Below are 18,678 nucleotides of genomic sequence, written 5' to 3' on the forward strand. Positions count from 1 at the left end.
ATGCTGGAGATCCGGGACCTCGCGCTCACCCTCGCCGACAAACCGATCCTCAAGGGGCTGAGTCTGACCCTGGACGCCGGCCAGGTCCTGGGCGTGGTCGGCGAGTCCGGCTCGGGCAAGTCGATGACGGCGCTCTCGATCCTGGGCCTGCCGCCGCGCGGCGCCCGGATCGAAGGGACCATCCGCTTCGAGGGCCGCGACCTGCTCGGCCTGACCGACGCCGAGCTGGCCCGACTGCGCGGCGACCGCATAGGGATGGTGTTCCAGGAACCCATGACCGCGCTGAACCCGGTCATGACCATCGGCGCCCAGGTCGCCGAGGTCGTGCGGGTGCACCGCAAGGCCTCGCGCGCCGAGGCCAAGGCCGCCGCCCGCAAGGCGCTGGACCGCGTGGGCCTAGCCGACATCCCCCTGACGCGCTATCCCCACGAGCTGTCGGGCGGCCAACGCCAGCGCGTGGCCATCGCCATCGCCGTCGTCCTGTCCCCGCGCCTGCTGATCGCCGACGAGCCGACCACGGCGCTGGACGTCACCACCCAGGCCCAGATCCTGGACCTGCTGCTCCGCCTGGTCCGCGAGGACGGCGCGGCGCTGATCCTGATCAGCCACGACCTGGCCCTCGTCGCCGAAGCCGCCGACCACGTGGCGGTGATGAAGGACGGCGAGATCGTCGAACGGGGCGAGACCGGAGCCCTCTTCGCGGCCCTGGCCCATCCCTATACCCGCGCTCTGGCCGCCGACGCGGCGCGTGCGCCGGTGCGCACGCGCAGACCCGATGCAGACGCCGCCCCTGTGCTGGAAGCGCGGGGGGTCGTTCGCGACTATCCCGGGCGGCGCGGCTTCCTGAAGGCCGCCCCGCCCGTGCGCGTGCTGTCAGGCGTCTCCCTGACCATCCGTCCGGGCGAGATCGTCGGCCTGGTCGGCGAGTCCGGCAGCGGCAAGTCGACCCTGCTACGGGCGTTGATGGCGCTGGACCCCGTCCAGGGCGGCGAGGTTCGGCTGGCGGGCGCGCCGTTCACGCCGAACGCGCCGCGTCGGAGCCGTCGGGCGATCCAGCTGGTCTTCCAGGACCCGAACGGCAGCCTCGACCCGCGCTGGACGGTCGAACGGCTGGTCGCCGAGCCGCTGCACCTGCTGGAGGCGAGGATCGCGCCCACCGAGCGCCGTCGACGGGTCGAAGCCGTCCTGGACAAGGTCGGCCTGCCCGCGGAGGCCGCCGACCGCTATCCGCACCAGTTCAGCGGCGGCCAGCGCCAGCGCATCGCCATCGCCCGCGCCCTGATCGCCGAGCCGGACGTCATCGCCCTGGACGAGGCCGTCTCGGCCCTGGACGTCACCGTCCGCGCCGAGGTGCTGGACCTCCTGGCCCGCCTCTCCGACGAGCTCGGCGTGGCCTATCTGTTCGTGACCCACGACATGGGCGTGGTGCGCGGTCTGACCGACCGGATGCTGGTGATGAAGAAGGGCGAGATCGTCGAGAGCGGTCCGACCGCCGAGGTCTTCGCCGATCCGAAACATCCCTATACGGCGCAACTGATCGCCGCGACGCCGGACCTCGACCGGGCCCTCGCCGCCCGGCGCTAGGCCCGCGCGGCGTAGACCCCGCGCGCGATGGCGCGGGCCAGGCAGTCGCCGGCCGCCGAGCCGAGGCGCGCGATCCGATGCTGGCGGCCTTCGTCGCCCAGGTCTATCGCCCCCGACGCGGCGGCGAACACGACGTCGCCGTCGAACGGGGTGTGGGCCGGGCGGATGGCGCGCGAGAGCCCGTCCTGGGCCATCATCGCCAGTCGCTTGCACTCGCCCGCGTCGAGCGCGGCGTTGACGGCCACCAGGGCCAGGGTGGTGTTGGCGCCGAGCGCCGCGCCCTTGCCCGCCAGCCGGGAGTCCGCCGGCATCGGCTCCACCGCCCCGGCCGGGCCGCTGGGCGTGCGCCCGCCGTATTCGCCGCCGATCTCGAACGGCCAGGCCCAGAAGGTCTCGCCGTCGGGCATGTACACCGAGCCGACCGGATTGACGACCGCCAGGGCCCCGACCACCAGCCCGTCGCCCAGGTCCAACGAGGCCGAGCCGAGCCCGCCCTTCACCAGACCCGCGCGGGCGCCGCGACCGGCGCCCACCGATCCCAGAGCGAAATCCTGACCCGCCGCGGCGAACGCTTCCAGCCCCAGGCGCCGGTACGGCGGCTCCAGGCCCCAATCCTTGTCGCCGTCGTTGGACAGGTCGTAGAGCACCGCGCCGGCGACGATCGGCGCGCGCGGCGCGGCGGGATGCACGGCGAACCCCTCCCCGGCGGTCGACAGCGCCGCCGTCACGCCGTCGGCCGCGCCCAGGCCGAACACCGAACCGCCGCTGAAAACCGCCGCGTGGAGCCGGGCGTAGCCGTTCTCGCTGGACAGGGCCTCGGTCTCGCGCGTTCCGGGCCCGCCGCCGCGCACGTCCACGCCCGCCGTCCAGCCGCCGGGAAAGCGGACGACCGTGACGCCGCTGCGGGCGATCTCGTCCGTCGCGTTGCCGACCAGAAGTCCCGGCACGTCGGTGAGCAGGTTGAGCGGACCAGGTCGAAGCAAGGCGGAGTCCTTCAAGGCGTCGCGGATCGGCCGCGCAGGGCTTGTCTTACAACCCTTACAGCCATCGGGCGAAGGCCTGGGACCTAAATCCGCTACGAGGATTTCTGGCCTGACCGCCGGCCCTAGGCTTCGGCCTCGGCAAGGCCGCGCTCGAGCCGGGCGGCCCAGGTCGAGAGGTCGTCGCGCGCTTCGGCCGCGGTGTGCCTGAGCCCGGCCAGGGCGGCCTCAAAATCGTCCCCGTCGACGCCGCACGCTTCCAGGCGACTGGCCGCGTTCCCCAGGCGATGCAGGCCCAGCAGGCCGGCCGAGCCGGCGGTCTTGTGGGCCTCGGCGATCAGCGCTTCACGGGACGAGGCCGTGAAGCGCCCTTCCAACTGGCCCTGCAGCATGGTCACGAACTTCAAGGTCGCCTCGGGGCCCATCGACTCCTCGAAAGCCAGTTGCGCTTCCCGGTCGGCGTCGACCGCTCCGGCGTCATCCTCGCCGGACCTGGCGACGGGTTCGGCCCGGCCGGACGCCGGCGCCGAGGCCGTGAACGCCGTGACCAGCGCGCGTTCCAGGTCGGCCGGGGCCAAGGGCTTGAGCAGATGGCCGTTCATCCCGGCCGCCAGGCAGGCCTCGACCTGCTGCGGCGTGCCGCTGGCCGACAGCGCCAGGATCGGCAGGCGGTCGAAGCCGGCGGCCCGGATGGCGGCCGTGGCGGCCAGGCCGTCCATCGTGGGCATGTGGACGTCCATCAGGACCAGGTCGTAGGGCTGCGCCAACACAGCGGCCACGGCCTCGGCGCCGTCGCTGGCCAGGTCCACTCCGCAGCCGTGCTGCTCGACCATGATCTGGCAAAGCTCGCGATTGAGGGCGACGTCGTCGCAGACCAGCACGCGCTTGCCGGGGAACATGGCGCGCCCGCCCGCCGCCTTCTCGTGGCCGACGGGCAGGATGCCGCGCTGCAGCACCACCTCGAACCAGAAGGTCGAGCCTTCGCCCGGCGTGCTCTCGACCCCGATGTCGCCGCCCATCAGCTCGATCAGTTCGCGCGATATGGCCAGGCCCAGCCCCGTCCCCCCGAACGTGCGGGTGATGGCCCCGTCCGCCTGGGAGAAGCGCTTGAACAGCATCCCGATCTTGTCGGCCGGGATGCCCACGCCCTGGTCGATGACCCGGACCTTCAGCCCGACCGTCGCCTCGCCCAGCTCAATCACCTCGAGGTCCACGGTGACCGTGCCGTCCTCGGTGAACTTCACGGCGTTGGACAGCAGGTTCAGCAGGACCTGGCGCAGCCGGTACTTGTCGCCGATCACCACGTCGCCGTGGTCGCCCGTCATCCCTAGTCGAACTCGCCTGTCCGCCGCCTGGGGCTCGACCATCGACAGCGCCTCGGAGACCATGTCGCCGACGGAGAAAGGCCTGGCCTCCAGCTCCACCGCCCGGGCCTCCAGCTTGGAGAAGTCCAGCACGTCGTTGATCAGACCGTTCAGCGCCTCGCCGGCGCCCCGCACCAGCAGGACCCGGCGACGATCCTCGGCCGACAGGTCGGGGCTCTGGGCCAGCAGGCGCGAAAAGCCGATCACCCCGTTGAGGGGCGTGCGCAGCTCGTGGCTCATATTGGCCAGGAATTCGGCCTTGGCGTTGTTGGCGGCCTCGGCGGCGTCGCGGGCGTCGGCGAGCTGGGTCGCCATGGCGGCCAGCACCTGGGCCTGCTGCTCCAGCGCCTCCTGGGCCTCCACCCGCGCGGTCAGGTCCTGGGCCTGGGCGATGAAGTGCAGCGGCTGGCCGTCCGGTTCGCGCACCAGGGACACCGACAGATTCACCCAGACCGGCGTGCCGTCGCCGCGGATGTAACGCTTGTCCATCGTGTAGCTGACGATCTCCCCCGCCAGCAGCCGGTCCCGGTGATGGAGGTCCAGATCCAGGTCGTCCGGATGGGTGATGTCCTGGAACCTCAGCTCCAGGACCTCGGCCTCGGGATAGTCGACGATCCCGCAGAACGCGTCGTTGACCTTGCTGAAGCGGCCGTCGGGCGTGACCAGGGCCATGCCGATGGAAGCGTGATGGAAGGCGTTCTCGAACAGCTCCATCTGCGCCTTGCGCTCGGTGATGTCTTGCATCATCGCGGTGAACTGCCAGCCGTCGGGACCGTCGATGGCGTTGATCGACAGCTCCACGGGGAAGATCTCGCCCGACTTCCGGCGCGCCGGCATCTCGATGCGCCGATCCAGGACCGCGCCCTTGTGGGTCTTGAGGAACCGGTGCATGCCCGCCTCATGGGCGGCGCGATGGTCGGGCGGGATGATCAGGTCGGTCAGGGTCGCGCCCAGCGCCTCCGCCGTGGTCCAGCCGAAGATCGTCTCGGCCAGTCGGTTCCAGTCGGTGACCCGGTCGTGCTCGTCGATGGTGACGATGGCCTGGCGGGCGTCGGCGATGACGCGCCTGGCCCGCGCCTCGCTGGCCTGCAGATGGGCTTCCAGCGACTTCTGCTCGGAGATGTCGCGGATGACGGCCACCATCTCGGCGGGCTGGCCGGCCTCGTCCCGGATCAGCCGGAAGCGCGTCTCGACCCACACTGGATGGCCGTCGCGATGGGCCGCGCGGTGCTGGACGGCGATCTCCTCGCGGCCGGCGGCCATCTGGGCGAAGGCGTCCAGAATGATCGGCCTGTCCGGTTCGTAGACGAAGCTGTCGGCGGACCGCCCCGCCATTTCGCGGGGCGTGTAGTCCAGCAGCGCCTTGATGGCCGGCGAGATGTAGCTGCTGCTGCCGTCCAGCGCGATGCGGGTGACCACGTCGGCCATGTTGTCGGCCAGCAGCTTGTATCGGCTCTGGCTCCGGCGGACGCTTTCCAGAGCCTCGCGGCGATCGGTGACGTCCTGGATCACCCCGAACAGCGCCACCACCTGGCCCGCATCGTCCAACTCGGTGGTGGCCCGGACCAGCACCTGGCGAACGGCGCCGTCGGGGCGCACGATCCGCAGCTCATGTTCGAACCCGCCTCTGGTCGCCAGGACCACGGCGACGGTGCTGGAGACCGTCGCGCGGTCGTCGGGATGGTAGAACTGCAGCCGATCACCGGCGTTCGGGTCGAACGTCCCGGGCTCGACCCCATGGATGCGGAAGACCTCGTCCGACCATTCCACCCTGTTGGTCCGGATGTCGTACCGCCACTGGCCGACGCCCGAGATCGCCTCGGTGAGCGTCAGCATTCGCTTCTGCTCGGCCAGGGACCGCACGTCGCGGATGTGCTCCAGGCGCTCGACCACCATCCCGGCCAGCGCCTTGAGCTCCTCCAGCGCCTCGGGCGTGGGGCGTTCGCGCGGCTCGGTGTCGATCACGCAAAGGGTGCCGAGGTTGTAGCCGTCGCGGTCGGTCAGCAGCGCGCCGGCGTAGAAGCGGATGTGCGCCTCGCCCGTCACGAACGGGTTGTCGACGAAGCGCGGATCGTCGAGCGCGTTCTCGACCACCATGACGCCTCGGGGCGGAAGGGCCAGGGCGTGGCTGCAGAAGGCCTCCTCGCGCGTCGTTTCGCAAACGTCGAGCCCGACCTTCGACTTGAACCACTGGCGCCGGTCGTCGATCAGCGTCACCAGGGCGATCGGCGTCGCGAACAGGCGCGCGGCCAGGGCGGTGATCTGGTCGAAGGCCGGCTCCGGCGCCGTGTCGAGGATACGGAGGGCGTGCAGCGCGGCGAGGCGTTCGAGTTCCGGCATCAGGCCAGTCCTGTTTCGATCCGGGCCGGACCGACGGGCGCGAACATCCAACGCCCCGCGGGCGCGATCGGATGCTGCCCCTGGCCCGGCGCGGTCATGAGGTCTTGAACCCCCTCCGCGTCATGGTTCCCCATCCCTGGGCGCCCGTGACGAACTGCCAGGCGCCGCGGACGCGCCAGAAGTTGTTGATCTGCCGGTAGCCGAAGTTCTCCAGGACGGCCGCGCCCATCAGGATCAACAGGCTCTTGGCGTCGGGGAACCGGCGGAGCTCGGCCTCCTCCAGGGCCAGGGCGCCGACGCTGATCACGATGCCGAATCCGAAGGTCACCGCCAGCATGGCCCAGAGGTAGTCGGCGGACAGCAGGCCCAGCAGCCAGAAGGCCGGGATCAGGACGTAGCCGAAGATCTCGATGATCGGCCCCAGGACGTCGATCAGCAGGATGTGCCCGAACCCGACCAAGCCGATCCGGCCGTAGCCCGGGTTCAGGATCATGTCGCGATGCCGGAAGAAGGTCTCCAGCGCGCCCCGATGCCAGCGCGCCCGCTGGCGGGCCAGCACCGACCAGCTTTCCGGGGCCTCGGTCCAGCACACGGGCTCCGGGGTGAAGCCGATCCGGTACGGCTTGCCCAGCCGGCGGTAGTGCTTGTGCAGCTTGACGACCAGCTCCATGTCCTCGCCGACCGTGCCGTGGCTGTAGCCGCCGACGTCCAGCACCGCCTGCCGGCGAAAGAGGCCGAACGCGCCGGAGATGATCGTCAGGGCGGAGATGCGGCTCCAGGCCAGCCGGGCCATCAGGAACGCGCGCAGGTATTCCACCGTCTGCAGCAGCGCCAGGACGTTGCGCGGCGCGCCGACCTCGACCACGCGCCCGAACGCGATCTTGCAGCCGTTGGCGATGCGGATGGTGCCCCCCACCGCGATCGTGCGCTCGGGATCGTCGACGAACGGACGGACCGCCCGCAGCAGGGCGTCGGGCTCGAGCAGGGAGTCGGCGTCCATCGAGCAGACGATCGGCGCGCGCGACAGGTTCAGGGCCGCGTTGAGCGCGTCGGCCTTGCCGCCGTTCTCCTTGTCGATGACCAGCAGCCGGGGCTGCTTGGCCCCGGCGTAGAGCCCGCGGATCGCCGCGCAGGGCGCGGCCAAGGGGTAGTGGCGGTGGGTCGGGGTCAGTTCGAAGGCCTCGACCAGCACCTTCAGGGTCTCGTCCTTGGAGCCGTCGTTGACGACGATGACCTCGAAATTCGGATACTGCAGGGCCAGCAGCGACCGGATGCTCTCAACGATGGTCAGGGCTTCGTTATAGGCGGGCGCCATCAGGGTGATCGGCGGGGCGGCGTCCGCGAAGCGACGCCAGAGCACGGCCGGCGCGCCGATCGACGGATCCTGGGCCAGGGCTCGGGCGGCCAACAGTAACTGCCAGAGGTAAAGCAGGTTCTGCAGCAGGCCTGTGACGATGACCGCCACGGCGATGACCTCGGCGACGCCGACCAGCCAGTGGGCCGCCTCGTGCAGCAGCCCGTTCATGTCGCGTCCCCCTCGGCCAGGGCCAGTTCGGCCGCGCGGTGGGCCAGCGGGCGTTCGCTTCCGGCCGCCAGTCGCAACACCGCCCGCCCCTCCACGCCCAGGGCGAACAGCGCCTCGCCGGCCCGGAACCGGACCCACCATTCGGCGTCGCCCAGCAGACGGTCCAGCCCGGCCGCCAGGCGTGAGAAGCCCGCCGCCCCGGCCGCCTCGGCCGCCGCCGAACGGACGGTCCAGCTCTCGTCCTCCATGGCGCGGCCGATGGCCCCCTCGCCCGCCGGATGCTGCAACCGCCCCAAGGCCCGCACCGCCGCGGTGCGCACCTCGAAATGGGCGTGGCCCGCGAAGACGATCAGCAGCGGAACCACCTGGTAGTCGCCGGAGAACCCCAGGGCGTCCAGCGTCAGCGCGCGCAGCTGGGGCGAATGGTCGGCGCGCTCGAGGGCCTTCATGGCGGCCGCCGGATCGGCGGCGGCGACCTGGCGCAGCAGCTCGGCGTAGAGGCGGGACGGCTCCAGTTCGCCGCCGACCGCGTAGTCGAGCAGTCGGCCGATGCTGGGCGGATTGCCGTTGTCGGCCAGGGCCTTGACGGCGGCCATGCGGATTTCCGGGCGCGGCGACCCTATGGCGCGCCGCATGGCTTGCCGCGCGGTCTCCCCGCCAAGCGCCGACAGGGCTTCGAGCACCGTCAGGCGCCCGGCCCGCGACCCTCGCTCCAGCCGCGCGACCAGCACGTCGACCAGGCCGATCTCGCGCAGCTGGCTGAGGACGCGCTCCTGATCCGCGCCCCGGATCAGCCCCTGGAACTCGACCAGCACGTCCGCCATCAGCCGCGCCCGGTGGGCGTAGGGGCGCAATGCGTCGATCGCGTCGGGAACGTCGCGCAACAGGGCCGACAGCCCTTCGACCACGGCCCGGCGGTCGGCGGCCAGGCGCCCGGCCCTGCGCTCGTTGATCAGGCGCAAGACGATCAGCCCGCTCATCCAGCCGAGAGCCAGCGCGATCAGGACCAGGGCCGTGATCCAGATGATCGCCAGCGGGGACATCAGAACCGCGTCGTCAACGCGATCGCCACCTCGTCTCGATCGTAGGCGTCGCGCATCTCGTGGGTGAAGCCCAGCTGGAGGCTCAGCGCGCGACTGAAGTCGACCGCCGCGCCAGCCGAGGCGGCCCGGACCGTCACCGTGCGTCCGGACGAGCTCTCGGGCGCGTCGGCCCAGCCGGCGTAAAGCCGCAGATCGCCGCGCGGGCTCCAATCGCCGCGCACCGCATAGCCGCTACGGAAATCGTCCAGTTCGTCCACCGTGAGGAAGGCGCGCGCCGTCAGGCTGACCCGCTCCTTCCAGGCCAGGACGGCGTAAGGCTGCAGACCGCGCACGTCGCCGACCTGGTAGCGGGCCCAGCTGGCGTCCGCGCCCAGCCGGGTGGTCCACGCCCCTTTTGCGTCGATCCGCGCCGAACCGCCGCCGCGTACGCTGAATTCGGGCCGGTAGTCGGCGTCGGGCGTCCCGCCCACGGCGATCCAGGCGTCCCGGTTGGGGCCGAAGGCCCGCGCGCCCAGGGCTTCGATGAAGACGTCCTCGCGTCCGAAGCGCTCCGTGCGGTCCACCGACAGCACCCCGGTGTCGCGACCGTGTCGCGCACTCAGGGCGACGATCGTCGACGACCAGTGGCCCAGGCCGTTCGAAAGCTCGCTGCGGGCGTGGGCCAGGTCCAACCGCCAGGTCACCGGCGCCGCGGCGGCCGCCGGAGCGCCGTCGATCTGGCGCGCCAGGGCCTGGACCTCGGGATCGCCGGCCGAGGTCGCCGACAGCGGCGCCAGCCGCTTGCGCGCCGTGGCCGGATCGCCCGCGAACAGGGCCGAACGCGCATAGGCCAGGCGGGCGTCGCGATAGTCCGGCGCCAACCGCAAGGCGGCCTCCAGCGCCCGGTCGGCGGCGTCGTACCGATGGCCCGCGATATAGGCCAGGCCGAGGTTCAGCTGCACGTCGGCGTCGGCCGGCCGCTGGCGGGCCAGCGCCTCGAACGCCGCGATCGCCTCCTCGGTGCGCCCCGCCGTGCGGGCTTCCACCGCCGCGGCGTAGGTCGGGTCCACCGCCTGGGCCGCGACCAGAATCCAGACCATCAAGCGACCTCGCTCGGCGACAGCCGCGCCAGGCGCGCGACCAGTTCGTCGGGGTTGAACGGCTTGGCCAGATAGTCCGCCGCCCCGAGCTGCAGGGCGCTGACCACGTCGTCCTGGCGCTTGAGCGCCGTCAGCATGAACACCGTCAGGTCGCGGGTCTGATCGTCGTCCTTGAGGCGGCGCAGCACCTCGAAGCCGTCGAGCACGGGCATCATGGCGTCCAGGACCAGGACCGCCGGTCTGAGCGCGCGGGCCTGCTCCAGCGCAGCCCCGCCATCCTCGGCCAGGATCACCCGATAGCCGGCCCGGGTGAGCTTGTGTTCCAGAATACTGCGAAGCAGTGGGTCGTCGTCGGCGACTAGAATAAGTCCGTTTGGCATCGGACATCTCCTCGCGGAACAATCTTCACTATATCAGAATCGACTTCGCCCAACCGATAACACACCGCGCGAACAAACATGATGAATGTGATCTTCGACGCCGAGGATCACACTCCAAAATCGATCCGATCAACACTCAAGCTTCCAGGCCTGGAGCCTTGCACGCACGGCGTCGCCGAACCGTCCGCCTCGGTCCCTGCGGCACATCTCAAGGGAACAACCGGCTCCCCCGGCTCGCCGTTCCCTCGAAGACGAACGTCATCAAGCTCGCGCGCCACGAAAATTGATGGAGCATCGCACCGCACGCCGGTCCTCACGCCCACCAGGCGCGGCGATAAGTTTTCCGTCCGGAGCCATCGATTTTGGCTGTTTGAGCTAGGCGCGCCGCCCGAACGGCCGCCCCTATCTCCAAAAAACACACAAAAGGGTGCGAAATGGACAGGCAGCCGGCGGAGTCCCTCCGCCTTTTCCGAGCGCGTCCGCGCCTTGCCTTGGCGCTGTCCGGGCCATCGGCCTCGTCCGATCGCCGCGCCCGCCCGGCTCGCCCGGCTTCACCGGCCGGGCGCCTCGACGCCGCGATCGAGCCGGCGGCCTTCTGGTTCGACAACCCGCCCTATTGAGCTTCCAGGAACGGGAAAGGGCGGGCTCGCGCCAAGCGAACCCGCCCTCCCCTCGGTCGCGCCTGGCGCGCCGTCTTACAGCTTCAGGCGCGCGCCGACGGTGAAGTACCGCCCCAGCACGTCGTCGCCGATCGCATAGCCGTCCCGCATTCCCGCCCGGGTGCCGTTGCCCGAATAGGCGCCGCCTGGCGGATCCGCGTCGAACAGGTTCTGGAGGTTCAGGAACAGGTCCGTCTTGCCGATCTTCGTCTCGACCTCGTAGGTCAGGGTGACGCTGGTGGTGGCGAAGGCGCCGATGTGGTTGTCGGCCCACACCTGGGTCGGGTCGCCGCCCAGCTTCATCGAGTCGCGCCAGCGCTCCATAAGGTCCAGCGTCACGTTCGGCGCCGGCTGGAAGCGGGCCAGGGCGGTGATGCGCAGCGACGGTCCCGCGGCCATGCCCAGCGGCCCGAAGGCCACCCCGCCCTGGTCGGTCGTCGTCACGCCCGGCTGGCGATAGTAGACGTGCGGCTGCCAGGCGCCCAGGAAGCGGAGGTTGGCCGGGCGGTCGAACAGGGTGGCGGCGTAGTTGACCTCCAGGTCCGCGCCCCAGGTCTCGATCTCGGCGATGTTGTAGTACTTGGTGTACCACCGGGTGACCGCGTTGGACGCCGAGGTGTCGGTGTAGCCGTTCGGCCGGGTCTGCAGGGCGCAGAACGGCGAGGAGCCGCCGCTGGCGTAGCAGGCCTGCTGGTAGGCCGCCGTCGAGCCGGCGATCTGGGCGATCGCGTCGGTGACGGTGATATGGTAGCCGTCCAGCGCGACGCTGAGGCCTGGAGCCGGGTTCCAGACTAGGCCCGCCGTGGTCGTCTTGCCGATTTCAGCGGTCAGGTCGGGGTTCGACAGGTCGGTCGACGGCACCCGGGGGCTGAGCCCCGTCAGCAGGTCCACCGGATTGACCGGCACCGAGTTCACCGGCGCGAACAGCTCGTAGAGCGTGGGCGCGCGGATGTCGCGCGACTTGGTGCCCCGGAAGCGCAGGGCGTCGTTGACCCGCCAGTCGAAGCCGACCTTCCAGGTCCAGTAGTTGCCGCTGGTGTCGTAGTCAGTGTAGCGCGCCGCGCCGTTGATGTTCAGCGCCTGGGCCCAGGAGGCGTCCTTCAGCAGCGGGACGTCGACTTCCAGCGCCGCTTCCTTGACGGTCTGGCTGACCTTGGGGCTGCTGGCGTAGGTCTGGGTCCACAGGGCGCCGCCGACGGTGCAGTTGTAGCGCAGCCCTGTGCAGTTGACCGTGTCGCTGGGCAGGGCGTCGCTCTTGGACTCGAAGCTCAGCTTCCGCATCTCGGCCGACAGGGCGATGTTGACGTCGCCGGCCCAGGTCTTGACCGGCGAGCCGGCGATCTGGCCCGACACGGCGTCCATCGTCGTGTCGGCCGTGTAGTGGGTGGGCTGCATCACATAGGCGATCGCGTCGGCGTTGGCGGCGGTGGGGCCGAAGACGTTCAGCGGCTTGCAGTTGGCGTAGGCCGAATTGGTCAGGCTGGCGTTGCAGACGATGTTGCCGGACCCGTCGGTGACCGCGTCCAGGGCCGCGGCTAGGCGCTGGTTGTTGACGTTGTTCTGCAGGGTCGTCTTCAGCTCGGTCTTGCCGTGGGTGAAGTCCAGGCCCCACTTGTAGTCGCCGATCCCGCCGTCCAGGCCCGCGGTGTAAATCCACTGGTCGGACTTGGAGTCGGCCTCCAGCCGCCCGGCGTCGGCCACCAGCTCGCTGAGCGTGAAGGTGGTCACGCCCGCCATCGCCGTCCGGTAGGCCGGGGCCAGGAAGGCGTTCTGCGAGTTCATCGTGACCTTGTTGAGGGTCAGGTAGTCCGAGAAGTTGCTGTTGGTCTTCTTGTTGCCGCCGACCTGCACATAGGCGTGCACGCTGTCGGAGAGGTCGTAGTCGACGCGGCCGAAGACCTGCTGCCCCTTCAGCGAGGCCAGCAGCGAAGAGTCGTAATAGGCGCCGTCGCCGCCGATCTCGAGGGCCGACGAGCCGGTGGCCGTTCCGTGCACGAACGGACGCAGGACGCCGTTGGTCGCGAACGTCTGGCCGGCCAGCGGACCGCTGCCGATCAGGCCGCCGAACGTGTAACCGGACTGGTGGACGTTGCTGTACAGCGTGTACGGATTGGCGGTCGTGCCGGCGCCGGCCACGCCCCACAGGTTCATCCAGTCGCGATCCGAGCGATACGGGATGCCCTTCTCGTCGCGATATTCGTAGCTGCCCTCTAAGTGGCCGCGGCCCTCGGCGAACTTGGTCCCGGCCGCGAAGCCGACATCGACCTTCTTGCCGTCGCCCTCGCTGGAGACGCCGGTCTGGGCCAAGGCCCGCAGGCCCTCGAACTTCTTGTCGATCACGTAGTTGACCACGCCGCTCATGGCGTCCGAGCCGTAGACGGCCGAGACGCCGCCGGTGACCGTATCGACGCGCTGGACCAGCATCTGCGGGATCACGTCGACGTCGACGACGCCGTTCAGCAGGGTCGGCGGCACGCGCTGGCCGTCCAGCAGCACCAGGGTCCGGTTGGGGCCGATGTTGCGCAGGTTCAGCTGGTTGGCCGAGGCGTTGCCGGCCCCGACGCTGCCGGTCGAGGTCGGATTGACGCCTGAGCCGCGCGAGCCGGCGAACACCGGCAGGATCTGGAGCGCGTCGGCCAGGGTCCCGGGCTGGACGCGCAGGGCGTCGGCGGACTGGACCACAGTGACCGGCGACGGGCTGGCGTCGCCGTTCTTGATGACCCGCGAGCCGGTGACGACGATCTCCTCGACCGTGGCCGCCGCATCGGGAGCGGCCTCCTGGGCGAAGGCGGCGCCGGCGAGCGCGAGCAGGCTGCCGCCCGCGAGCAGACCGGCCGTCTGGCTGAGCTTCTTCATGATCCCTCCCATGGGCGGGTCCGGCGCGGTTGCTCCGCGTCCGTCCCGTTCTTTCCTTGCAGCCTGTTCCGACGCCGCAACACGGGAAGGATGATCTTACTCGATAATCCAGCGCCTATAGAATTCGATTATACGTCCATTAGTTTTGCGATATCGCCGTTCTTATTCAACAGGCGCGCGAACTCAACCTGCGGAGCACGCAGGAAACCTTGCAACGACAGAAGAGCGCGCCGGGGTGACCCCGGCGCAACGACGGCGCCGGCTCAGGCGCCCAGGGTCGCGGTCACGTCGTCGAACAGCTCGTCGATCGACAGCTTGCGCGGGATGATCTTCTGCTCGAACGACCAGTCGATCGCCAGCTGCAGGCCCTTGCGGTTGGCCTCCAGGCCGAACGGCGGATAGACGGCCGGAGGGCCGCCCTCGGTCAGGGCGCGGCTCTCGACGATCATCCGGTAGATCTCGCGCACCACGTCGGGGCGGGTCTTCGAGAGGTCCTCGTGGACGACGAAGACATGGTTGATCGGCACCACCTGTTCGCGGGCGTACCAGGCCTTGGCGGCCTCGAACGGATCGGGGACCAGGTACTGCACGCGCGGGTCCTTGGGCAGGTCGACGCCCTGCAGGGTGGCCGCCAGCTGGCCGTCCAGCATCATCTGGCCGATGTCCGAGCCCTTGGGCAGGCGCACGCAGTTGGGCGGATCGGAATATTCCTCCAGGTGGCCGTCGCCCACCGTCATCCAGGTGACCTTGTCCAGGTCGACGCCGTACTCGTGCTGCAGCACGCCCCGGATCCACAGGCCCGTGGTCTGGGCGTAGGTGCGCACCCCGACCTGTCTGCCCTCGATGTCCCGGGGGTCCAGATGGCCCAATTCGCTATTGAAACCGGCGCAGTGGTGCTGGAAACGGCCCGAGATCGGGGCCGGCAGCATGACGTAGGGCTTCCCGTAGCACTTGGCCTGCAGGTAGGTGACGATGGCCAGCTCGCCCGCGTCGTACTGGTTGCGGCGGACCATGTCCTTGAAGCCGTTGTGGGCCTGTTCGGGGCCGCAGTAGTCCAGCTTGACGATATCGGAGGTCACCCGGCCGTCCTTCATGGCCTTGGTCACCGGATAGTCGGCCAGGTTCGTCTTCAGCGTCAGGACGTCGGTCGTGGTGTCGGTCATGGTTCCCATCCCCTCGCGCTAGAGCGCGACCTCGATCAGCACCGGACCCGCCTCGCGGACCGAGTTGACCATGCTCTTGTGGAAGTCCTCGGCCGTGGTGACGCGGTGCGAGGGGACGCCCATGCTGGTCCCCATCGCCACCCAGTCGATGCGCGGCTTGTCGATGTCGATCATCGCCAGGGCCTGCGGGCCCGGCGCGCCGAAGCCCATGTTGGCGAATTCGGTCTTGAGGATCTGGTAGCTGTGGTTGGCGAAGATGATCGTGGTGACGTTCAGGCCTTCGCGCGCCTGGGTCCAGAGCGACTGGATCGTGTACATGGCGCTACCGTCGCCCACCATGCAGAACACCCGGCGGTCGGGGCACGCCAGGGCCGCCCCGGTGGCCACGGGCGTGCCGTAGCCGATCGAGCCGCCCATGTTCTGGATGGTGTCGTGCGGCAGGGCGCCGGCGGTCAGCCCCATCGACTCGCGGCCCGTGGTCAGCGACTCGTCGACCAGGATGCAGTGCTCGGGCATGGCGCTGGCCAGGGCGTGGGCGATGCTGATCGGCTCCAGCTTGCCGGTCGGGACGCCGTTGTCGACGCGGGCCTGGACACGCGGCGCCACGGCCGGGCCACCCAGGGCGTCCAGCAGCATCTCCAGCCCCCGGACGCTGTCCTCGCCGGTGGTCACGAGGCTGTGGACCACGGCCTCGGGCGACTTCAGCAGGCTGGGCTTGTCCGGATAGCTGAAGAAGGCGATCGGCTCGCCGGTCTCGACCGTGACGATGTTCTTGAAGCCCTTCAGGAAGGCCACGGCTTGCGGCACGGCGTAGGGGATGCGCTCCAGCGGCACGCGGCCGGCGCCGCGCTCGATACGGGCGCTGAAGAACTGGGTCGCCAGGCGCGCGCCGGTCTTGGCGGCGACGCGGCCGGCCAGGTCCAGCGCCCTGCCCCGCATCGCCTTGCCGCCGAAGATGATCAGGGTCGGTTCGCCGGCGCGCAGGACCTGGGCGACATGGTCGACGCGGGCCTGGTCGGGCGCCTTGCGCTGGATCGCGGCGCGAACGGTCCTGGGCGGCTGGCCCGCGTCGCCCCACGAGGTGTCGCCCGGCAGGATCAGGGTGGCGATCTGGCCGGGATGCTCGTTGGCCTTGGCGACGGCCGCAGCGGTGTCCTGGGCGATCGAGGCCGAACTGTCGGCGCGGCGCACCCAGTGGCTGAGCGGCCGGGCCAGGCCTTCGATGTCGGAGGTCAGGGGCGCGTCGTACTTCAGGTGCGCGGTGGCGTGCTCGCCGATGATGTTGACCATCCCGGAGCCGGCGCGCTTGGCGTTGTGGATGTTGGCCAGGCCGTTGGCCAGGCCCGGGCCCAGGTGCAGCAGGGTCGAGGCCGGCGTGTCGCGCATGCGATACCAGCCGTCGGCCGCCCCGGTGGCCACGCCCTCGAACAGGCACAGCACGCTCTTCATGCGCGGATTTTCCAGCGCCGCCAGGAAGTGCATTTCCGACGTGCCGGGATTGGCGAAGCAGACCTCGACGCCCTGGTCGGCCAGCGTGTTCACAAGGCTTTCGGCGCCGTTCATCTCTACTCCTCCACTCGGCGGAAGCGCTTCGCGGCGCGTCCGTTTCGAAGGAAGAGAGATCATTTCCAGGGGGCGGCGACCCAATCCAAACGGGCCGGAAAGCGATAGATTTCCGGGTGTTCAGCGCCGGGGACATGCCCTTGTGGCGTGTCCCCGCCGACTAGCGCCGTGCTGCTGAAGGGGACACGCCGCAAGGGCATGTCCCCGGTCCAAATCAGTACCCCGCCAGCTCCTTGCCCTTGCCGACCACGCCGTACGAGCGCTGCGGGGCGGCCATCAGCCAGCGGTAGCCTTCCGACAGCAGGCGCTCGAGGTTGCCGGCGTTGGTGTGCGGATTGCCGACTGGCACGCCGCGGCGCACGCAGGTGTCGGCGACCTTCTTCATGGCGTCGCGGACGTCCGGATGGTCGTACTGCCGCGGAAGGCCCATCTCCTGGCTGAGGTCGCCCTCCCCGATCAGCACGAAGCCGATCCCGGGCACTTCCTTGAGGATCTCGTCGAGGTTCTCGACGCCCTTGACGCTCTCGATCATCAGCCCGACCAGCAGCTCGCCCTGCGGGGCCAGCGGCCAGACGTCGGCCTTGGCGTAGTACTCCGCCTGCGACAGACCCCAGTAGCGGGCGGCGGTCGCCGGCCCGTCGCCGCGCACCCCGCGCGGCTCGTACAGCGGCGCGTTCTTCGGACGACCGTAGCGGCAGGCCGAGACGGCGTTGTAGGCCTGGGCCACGTCGTTGATGTGCGGCCAGATCACGCCGTAGACGCCCCGGTCCAGGGCCTGCTTGGCGTAGGCCTGGTTCATCTCCACGCCGTTGGCCGGGATGCGGACGATCGGGGTCACCTGGGGCGCCAGGCTGGCGGCCGAGTGGATCTGCTTGCGGTTCAGCAGATACTGCAGCGCATCGCCCAGGGCGGCCATGTCCCAGGGATTGTGCTCCATCTCGAACACCAGCCCGTCATAGGGCGCGTCCGACAGGTCGATGGCCGATTGCTTGTCGGCCTTGGCGAAGCAGGTGAAGACCGGCTTGCCGGCCTCCCAGGCGCGGATGACGCCGTTCAGGCGGGTGTCGCTCATGCTGATCTCGTTCTCTCGGGGTCAGGCCGCGCCGATGGCGTCCAGGCTGTTGTCTTGGGGAGGCTCGTCAGGGTTCCAGTACATGAAGCCCATGCCCTCTCCGGTGCCCGCGGCGGTGCGCCAGCACGGCACGTAGTCGACCAGCGTCATCTTCGCCCCGGTGTGCTGCAGGGCCATCATGACGATGCTGTAGATCTTCACCTCGGAGGTGCCCGACTGGTAGTAACCGTCGGGGATGGCGGCCAGGCCGTCGTAGTCGTAGGCCGCCAGCTTCCCCATGACGTCGCGGTCGAACTCCTCGTCGTTGACGAAGTGCGACAGCCCGCCCGAGGCGATCACCGCCACGCGGACGTCGTCGGGCCAGGCCTCGATCGCGTCGCGCAGCACGCGGCCGAACTGGATGCAGCGGCTCATCGACGGCTGGGTCGGCGGATAGAACAGGTTGAACAGCACCGGCACGTGCGGCGGCGGCCGGTCGCCCATGATCTGGTGGTAGACGAAGCTGTAGGCGTGCGGGACCACCGGATAGTCCGGCCGCATCCCCTGGCGCTCGGCCATCCAGACGTTCTCGGGCCAGGCCTGAAGGTCGTTGAGGTCGAACCCCTCCTTCTGGAAGGTCTTGATCAGGTAGGTCGCCAGCTCGGGATAGGCCTTGTGCACCACGTGGCGGTCGGGGGCGTAGACGCTGCGCTGGGGCGGGCCGTTGTGGACGTCTTCGCCGGTATAGATCGTGATCGACGGCGACTGGTCGGGCCAGATCTCCTTCTGGTCCTTGCCCAGCACGATGGCGACATCGACCTTGGCCCGCTTGTAGGCTTCAGCCATCTCGTCCAGCGCGGCGCGGCAGCGGCCGGCGCGCTCGGTGCGCTCCTCCAGCGTCAGGAAGGGCTCGAAGGCGCCGCCGCGATGGGCCTCCAGCTCCGGATAGGTCCAGGTGCGGTTCTGGAACCAGAGCTCGGGGTTCTTGCGGTCCCGCTCGCCGTTCTTCAGCCAGTCCTCGGGCGCCTGCCCCAGCATGCCGCTGTGGGGCACCGCCATGCCGAACACGATCTTGGCCATCGGCCGTACTC

At 70.0% G+C, this 18,678-nt stretch carries 12 protein-coding genes; 1 reads left to right on the forward strand and 11 read right to left on the reverse strand.

Annotation, left to right across the window (positions count from 1 at the left end; all coding sequences use genetic code 11):
• Positions 1 to 1,584 (forward strand): ABC transporter ATP-binding protein, encoded by a 1,584-nt coding sequence (locus tag WAE60_RS00510; RefSeq protein ID WP_337684339.1) that lies wholly within the window; start codon positions 1 to 3, stop codon positions 1,582 to 1,584.
• On the opposite strand, the gene WAE60_RS00515 is transcribed toward WAE60_RS00510, so the two are convergent.
• From WAE60_RS00515 to WAE60_RS00565, 11 genes are all read right to left on the reverse strand, one after another.
• Positions 1,581 to 2,567, reverse strand: a complete 987-nt coding sequence (locus WAE60_RS00515) for a P1 family peptidase (protein WP_337684340.1) — start codon at positions 2,565 to 2,567, stop codon at positions 1,581 to 1,583. The genes WAE60_RS00510 and WAE60_RS00515 overlap by 4 nt on opposite strands.
• Before the next feature lie 122 nt (positions 2,568 to 2,689).
• Entirely contained in the window at positions 2,690 to 6,268 is a 3,579-nt protein-coding gene (locus WAE60_RS00520) for a PAS domain S-box protein (RefSeq protein ID WP_337684341.1), read from the reverse strand.
• A gap of 94 nt (positions 6,269 to 6,362) precedes the next feature.
• Positions 6,363 to 7,793, reverse strand: coding sequence for a glycosyltransferase family 2 protein (locus WAE60_RS00525; RefSeq protein ID WP_337684343.1), 1,431 nt, complete (start codon positions 7,791 to 7,793; stop codon positions 6,363 to 6,365).
• Positions 7,790 to 8,836, reverse strand: a complete 1,047-nt coding sequence (locus WAE60_RS00530; RefSeq protein ID WP_337684344.1) for a HEAT repeat domain-containing protein — start codon at positions 8,834 to 8,836, stop codon at positions 7,790 to 7,792. The genes WAE60_RS00525 and WAE60_RS00530 overlap by 4 nt, the downstream gene beginning before the upstream one ends.
• Complete coding sequence (locus tag WAE60_RS00535) at positions 8,836 to 9,915, reverse strand: YaiO family outer membrane beta-barrel protein (RefSeq protein ID WP_337684345.1); 1,080 nt, start codon at positions 9,913 to 9,915, stop codon at positions 8,836 to 8,838. Before WAE60_RS00535 ends, WAE60_RS00530 begins: the two co-directional genes overlap by 1 nt.
• Complete coding sequence (locus WAE60_RS00540; RefSeq protein WP_337684346.1) at positions 9,915 to 10,295, reverse strand: response regulator; 381 nt, start codon at positions 10,293 to 10,295, stop codon at positions 9,915 to 9,917. Before WAE60_RS00540 ends, WAE60_RS00535 begins: the two co-directional genes overlap by 1 nt.
• A 695-nt stretch (positions 10,296 to 10,990) precedes the next feature.
• Entirely contained in the window at positions 10,991 to 13,810 is a 2,820-nt protein-coding gene (locus WAE60_RS00545) for a TonB-dependent receptor (protein WP_337684347.1), read from the reverse strand.
• Between the two features lie 263 nt (positions 13,811 to 14,073).
• A complete protein-coding gene (locus WAE60_RS00550) occupies positions 14,074 to 14,973 on the reverse strand; it encodes a hypothetical protein (RefSeq protein ID WP_337684348.1) in 900 nt (299 codons plus the stop codon).
• Between the two features lie 18 nt (positions 14,974 to 14,991).
• Positions 14,992 to 16,536, reverse strand: a complete 1,545-nt coding sequence (locus WAE60_RS00555; RefSeq protein WP_337684349.1) for an acetolactate synthase large subunit — start codon at positions 16,534 to 16,536, stop codon at positions 14,992 to 14,994.
• Between the two features lie 214 nt (positions 16,537 to 16,750).
• Positions 16,751 to 17,608 carry an aldolase/citrate lyase family protein gene (locus tag WAE60_RS00560; protein ID WP_337684351.1) on the reverse strand — a complete coding sequence of 286 codons (858 nt, stop codon included), beginning with the start codon at positions 17,606 to 17,608 and terminating at the stop codon, positions 16,751 to 16,753.
• A 21-nt stretch (positions 17,609 to 17,629) separates the two neighbouring features.
• A complete protein-coding gene (locus WAE60_RS00565; RefSeq protein ID WP_337684352.1) occupies positions 17,630 to 18,667 on the reverse strand; it encodes a hypothetical protein in 1,038 nt (345 codons plus the stop codon).
• Positions 18,668 to 18,678: the final 11 nt, after the last annotated feature.

Source organism: Caulobacter sp. CCG-8, assembly GCF_037402475.1.
Lineage (GTDB): Bacteria > Pseudomonadota > Alphaproteobacteria > Caulobacterales > Caulobacteraceae > Caulobacter.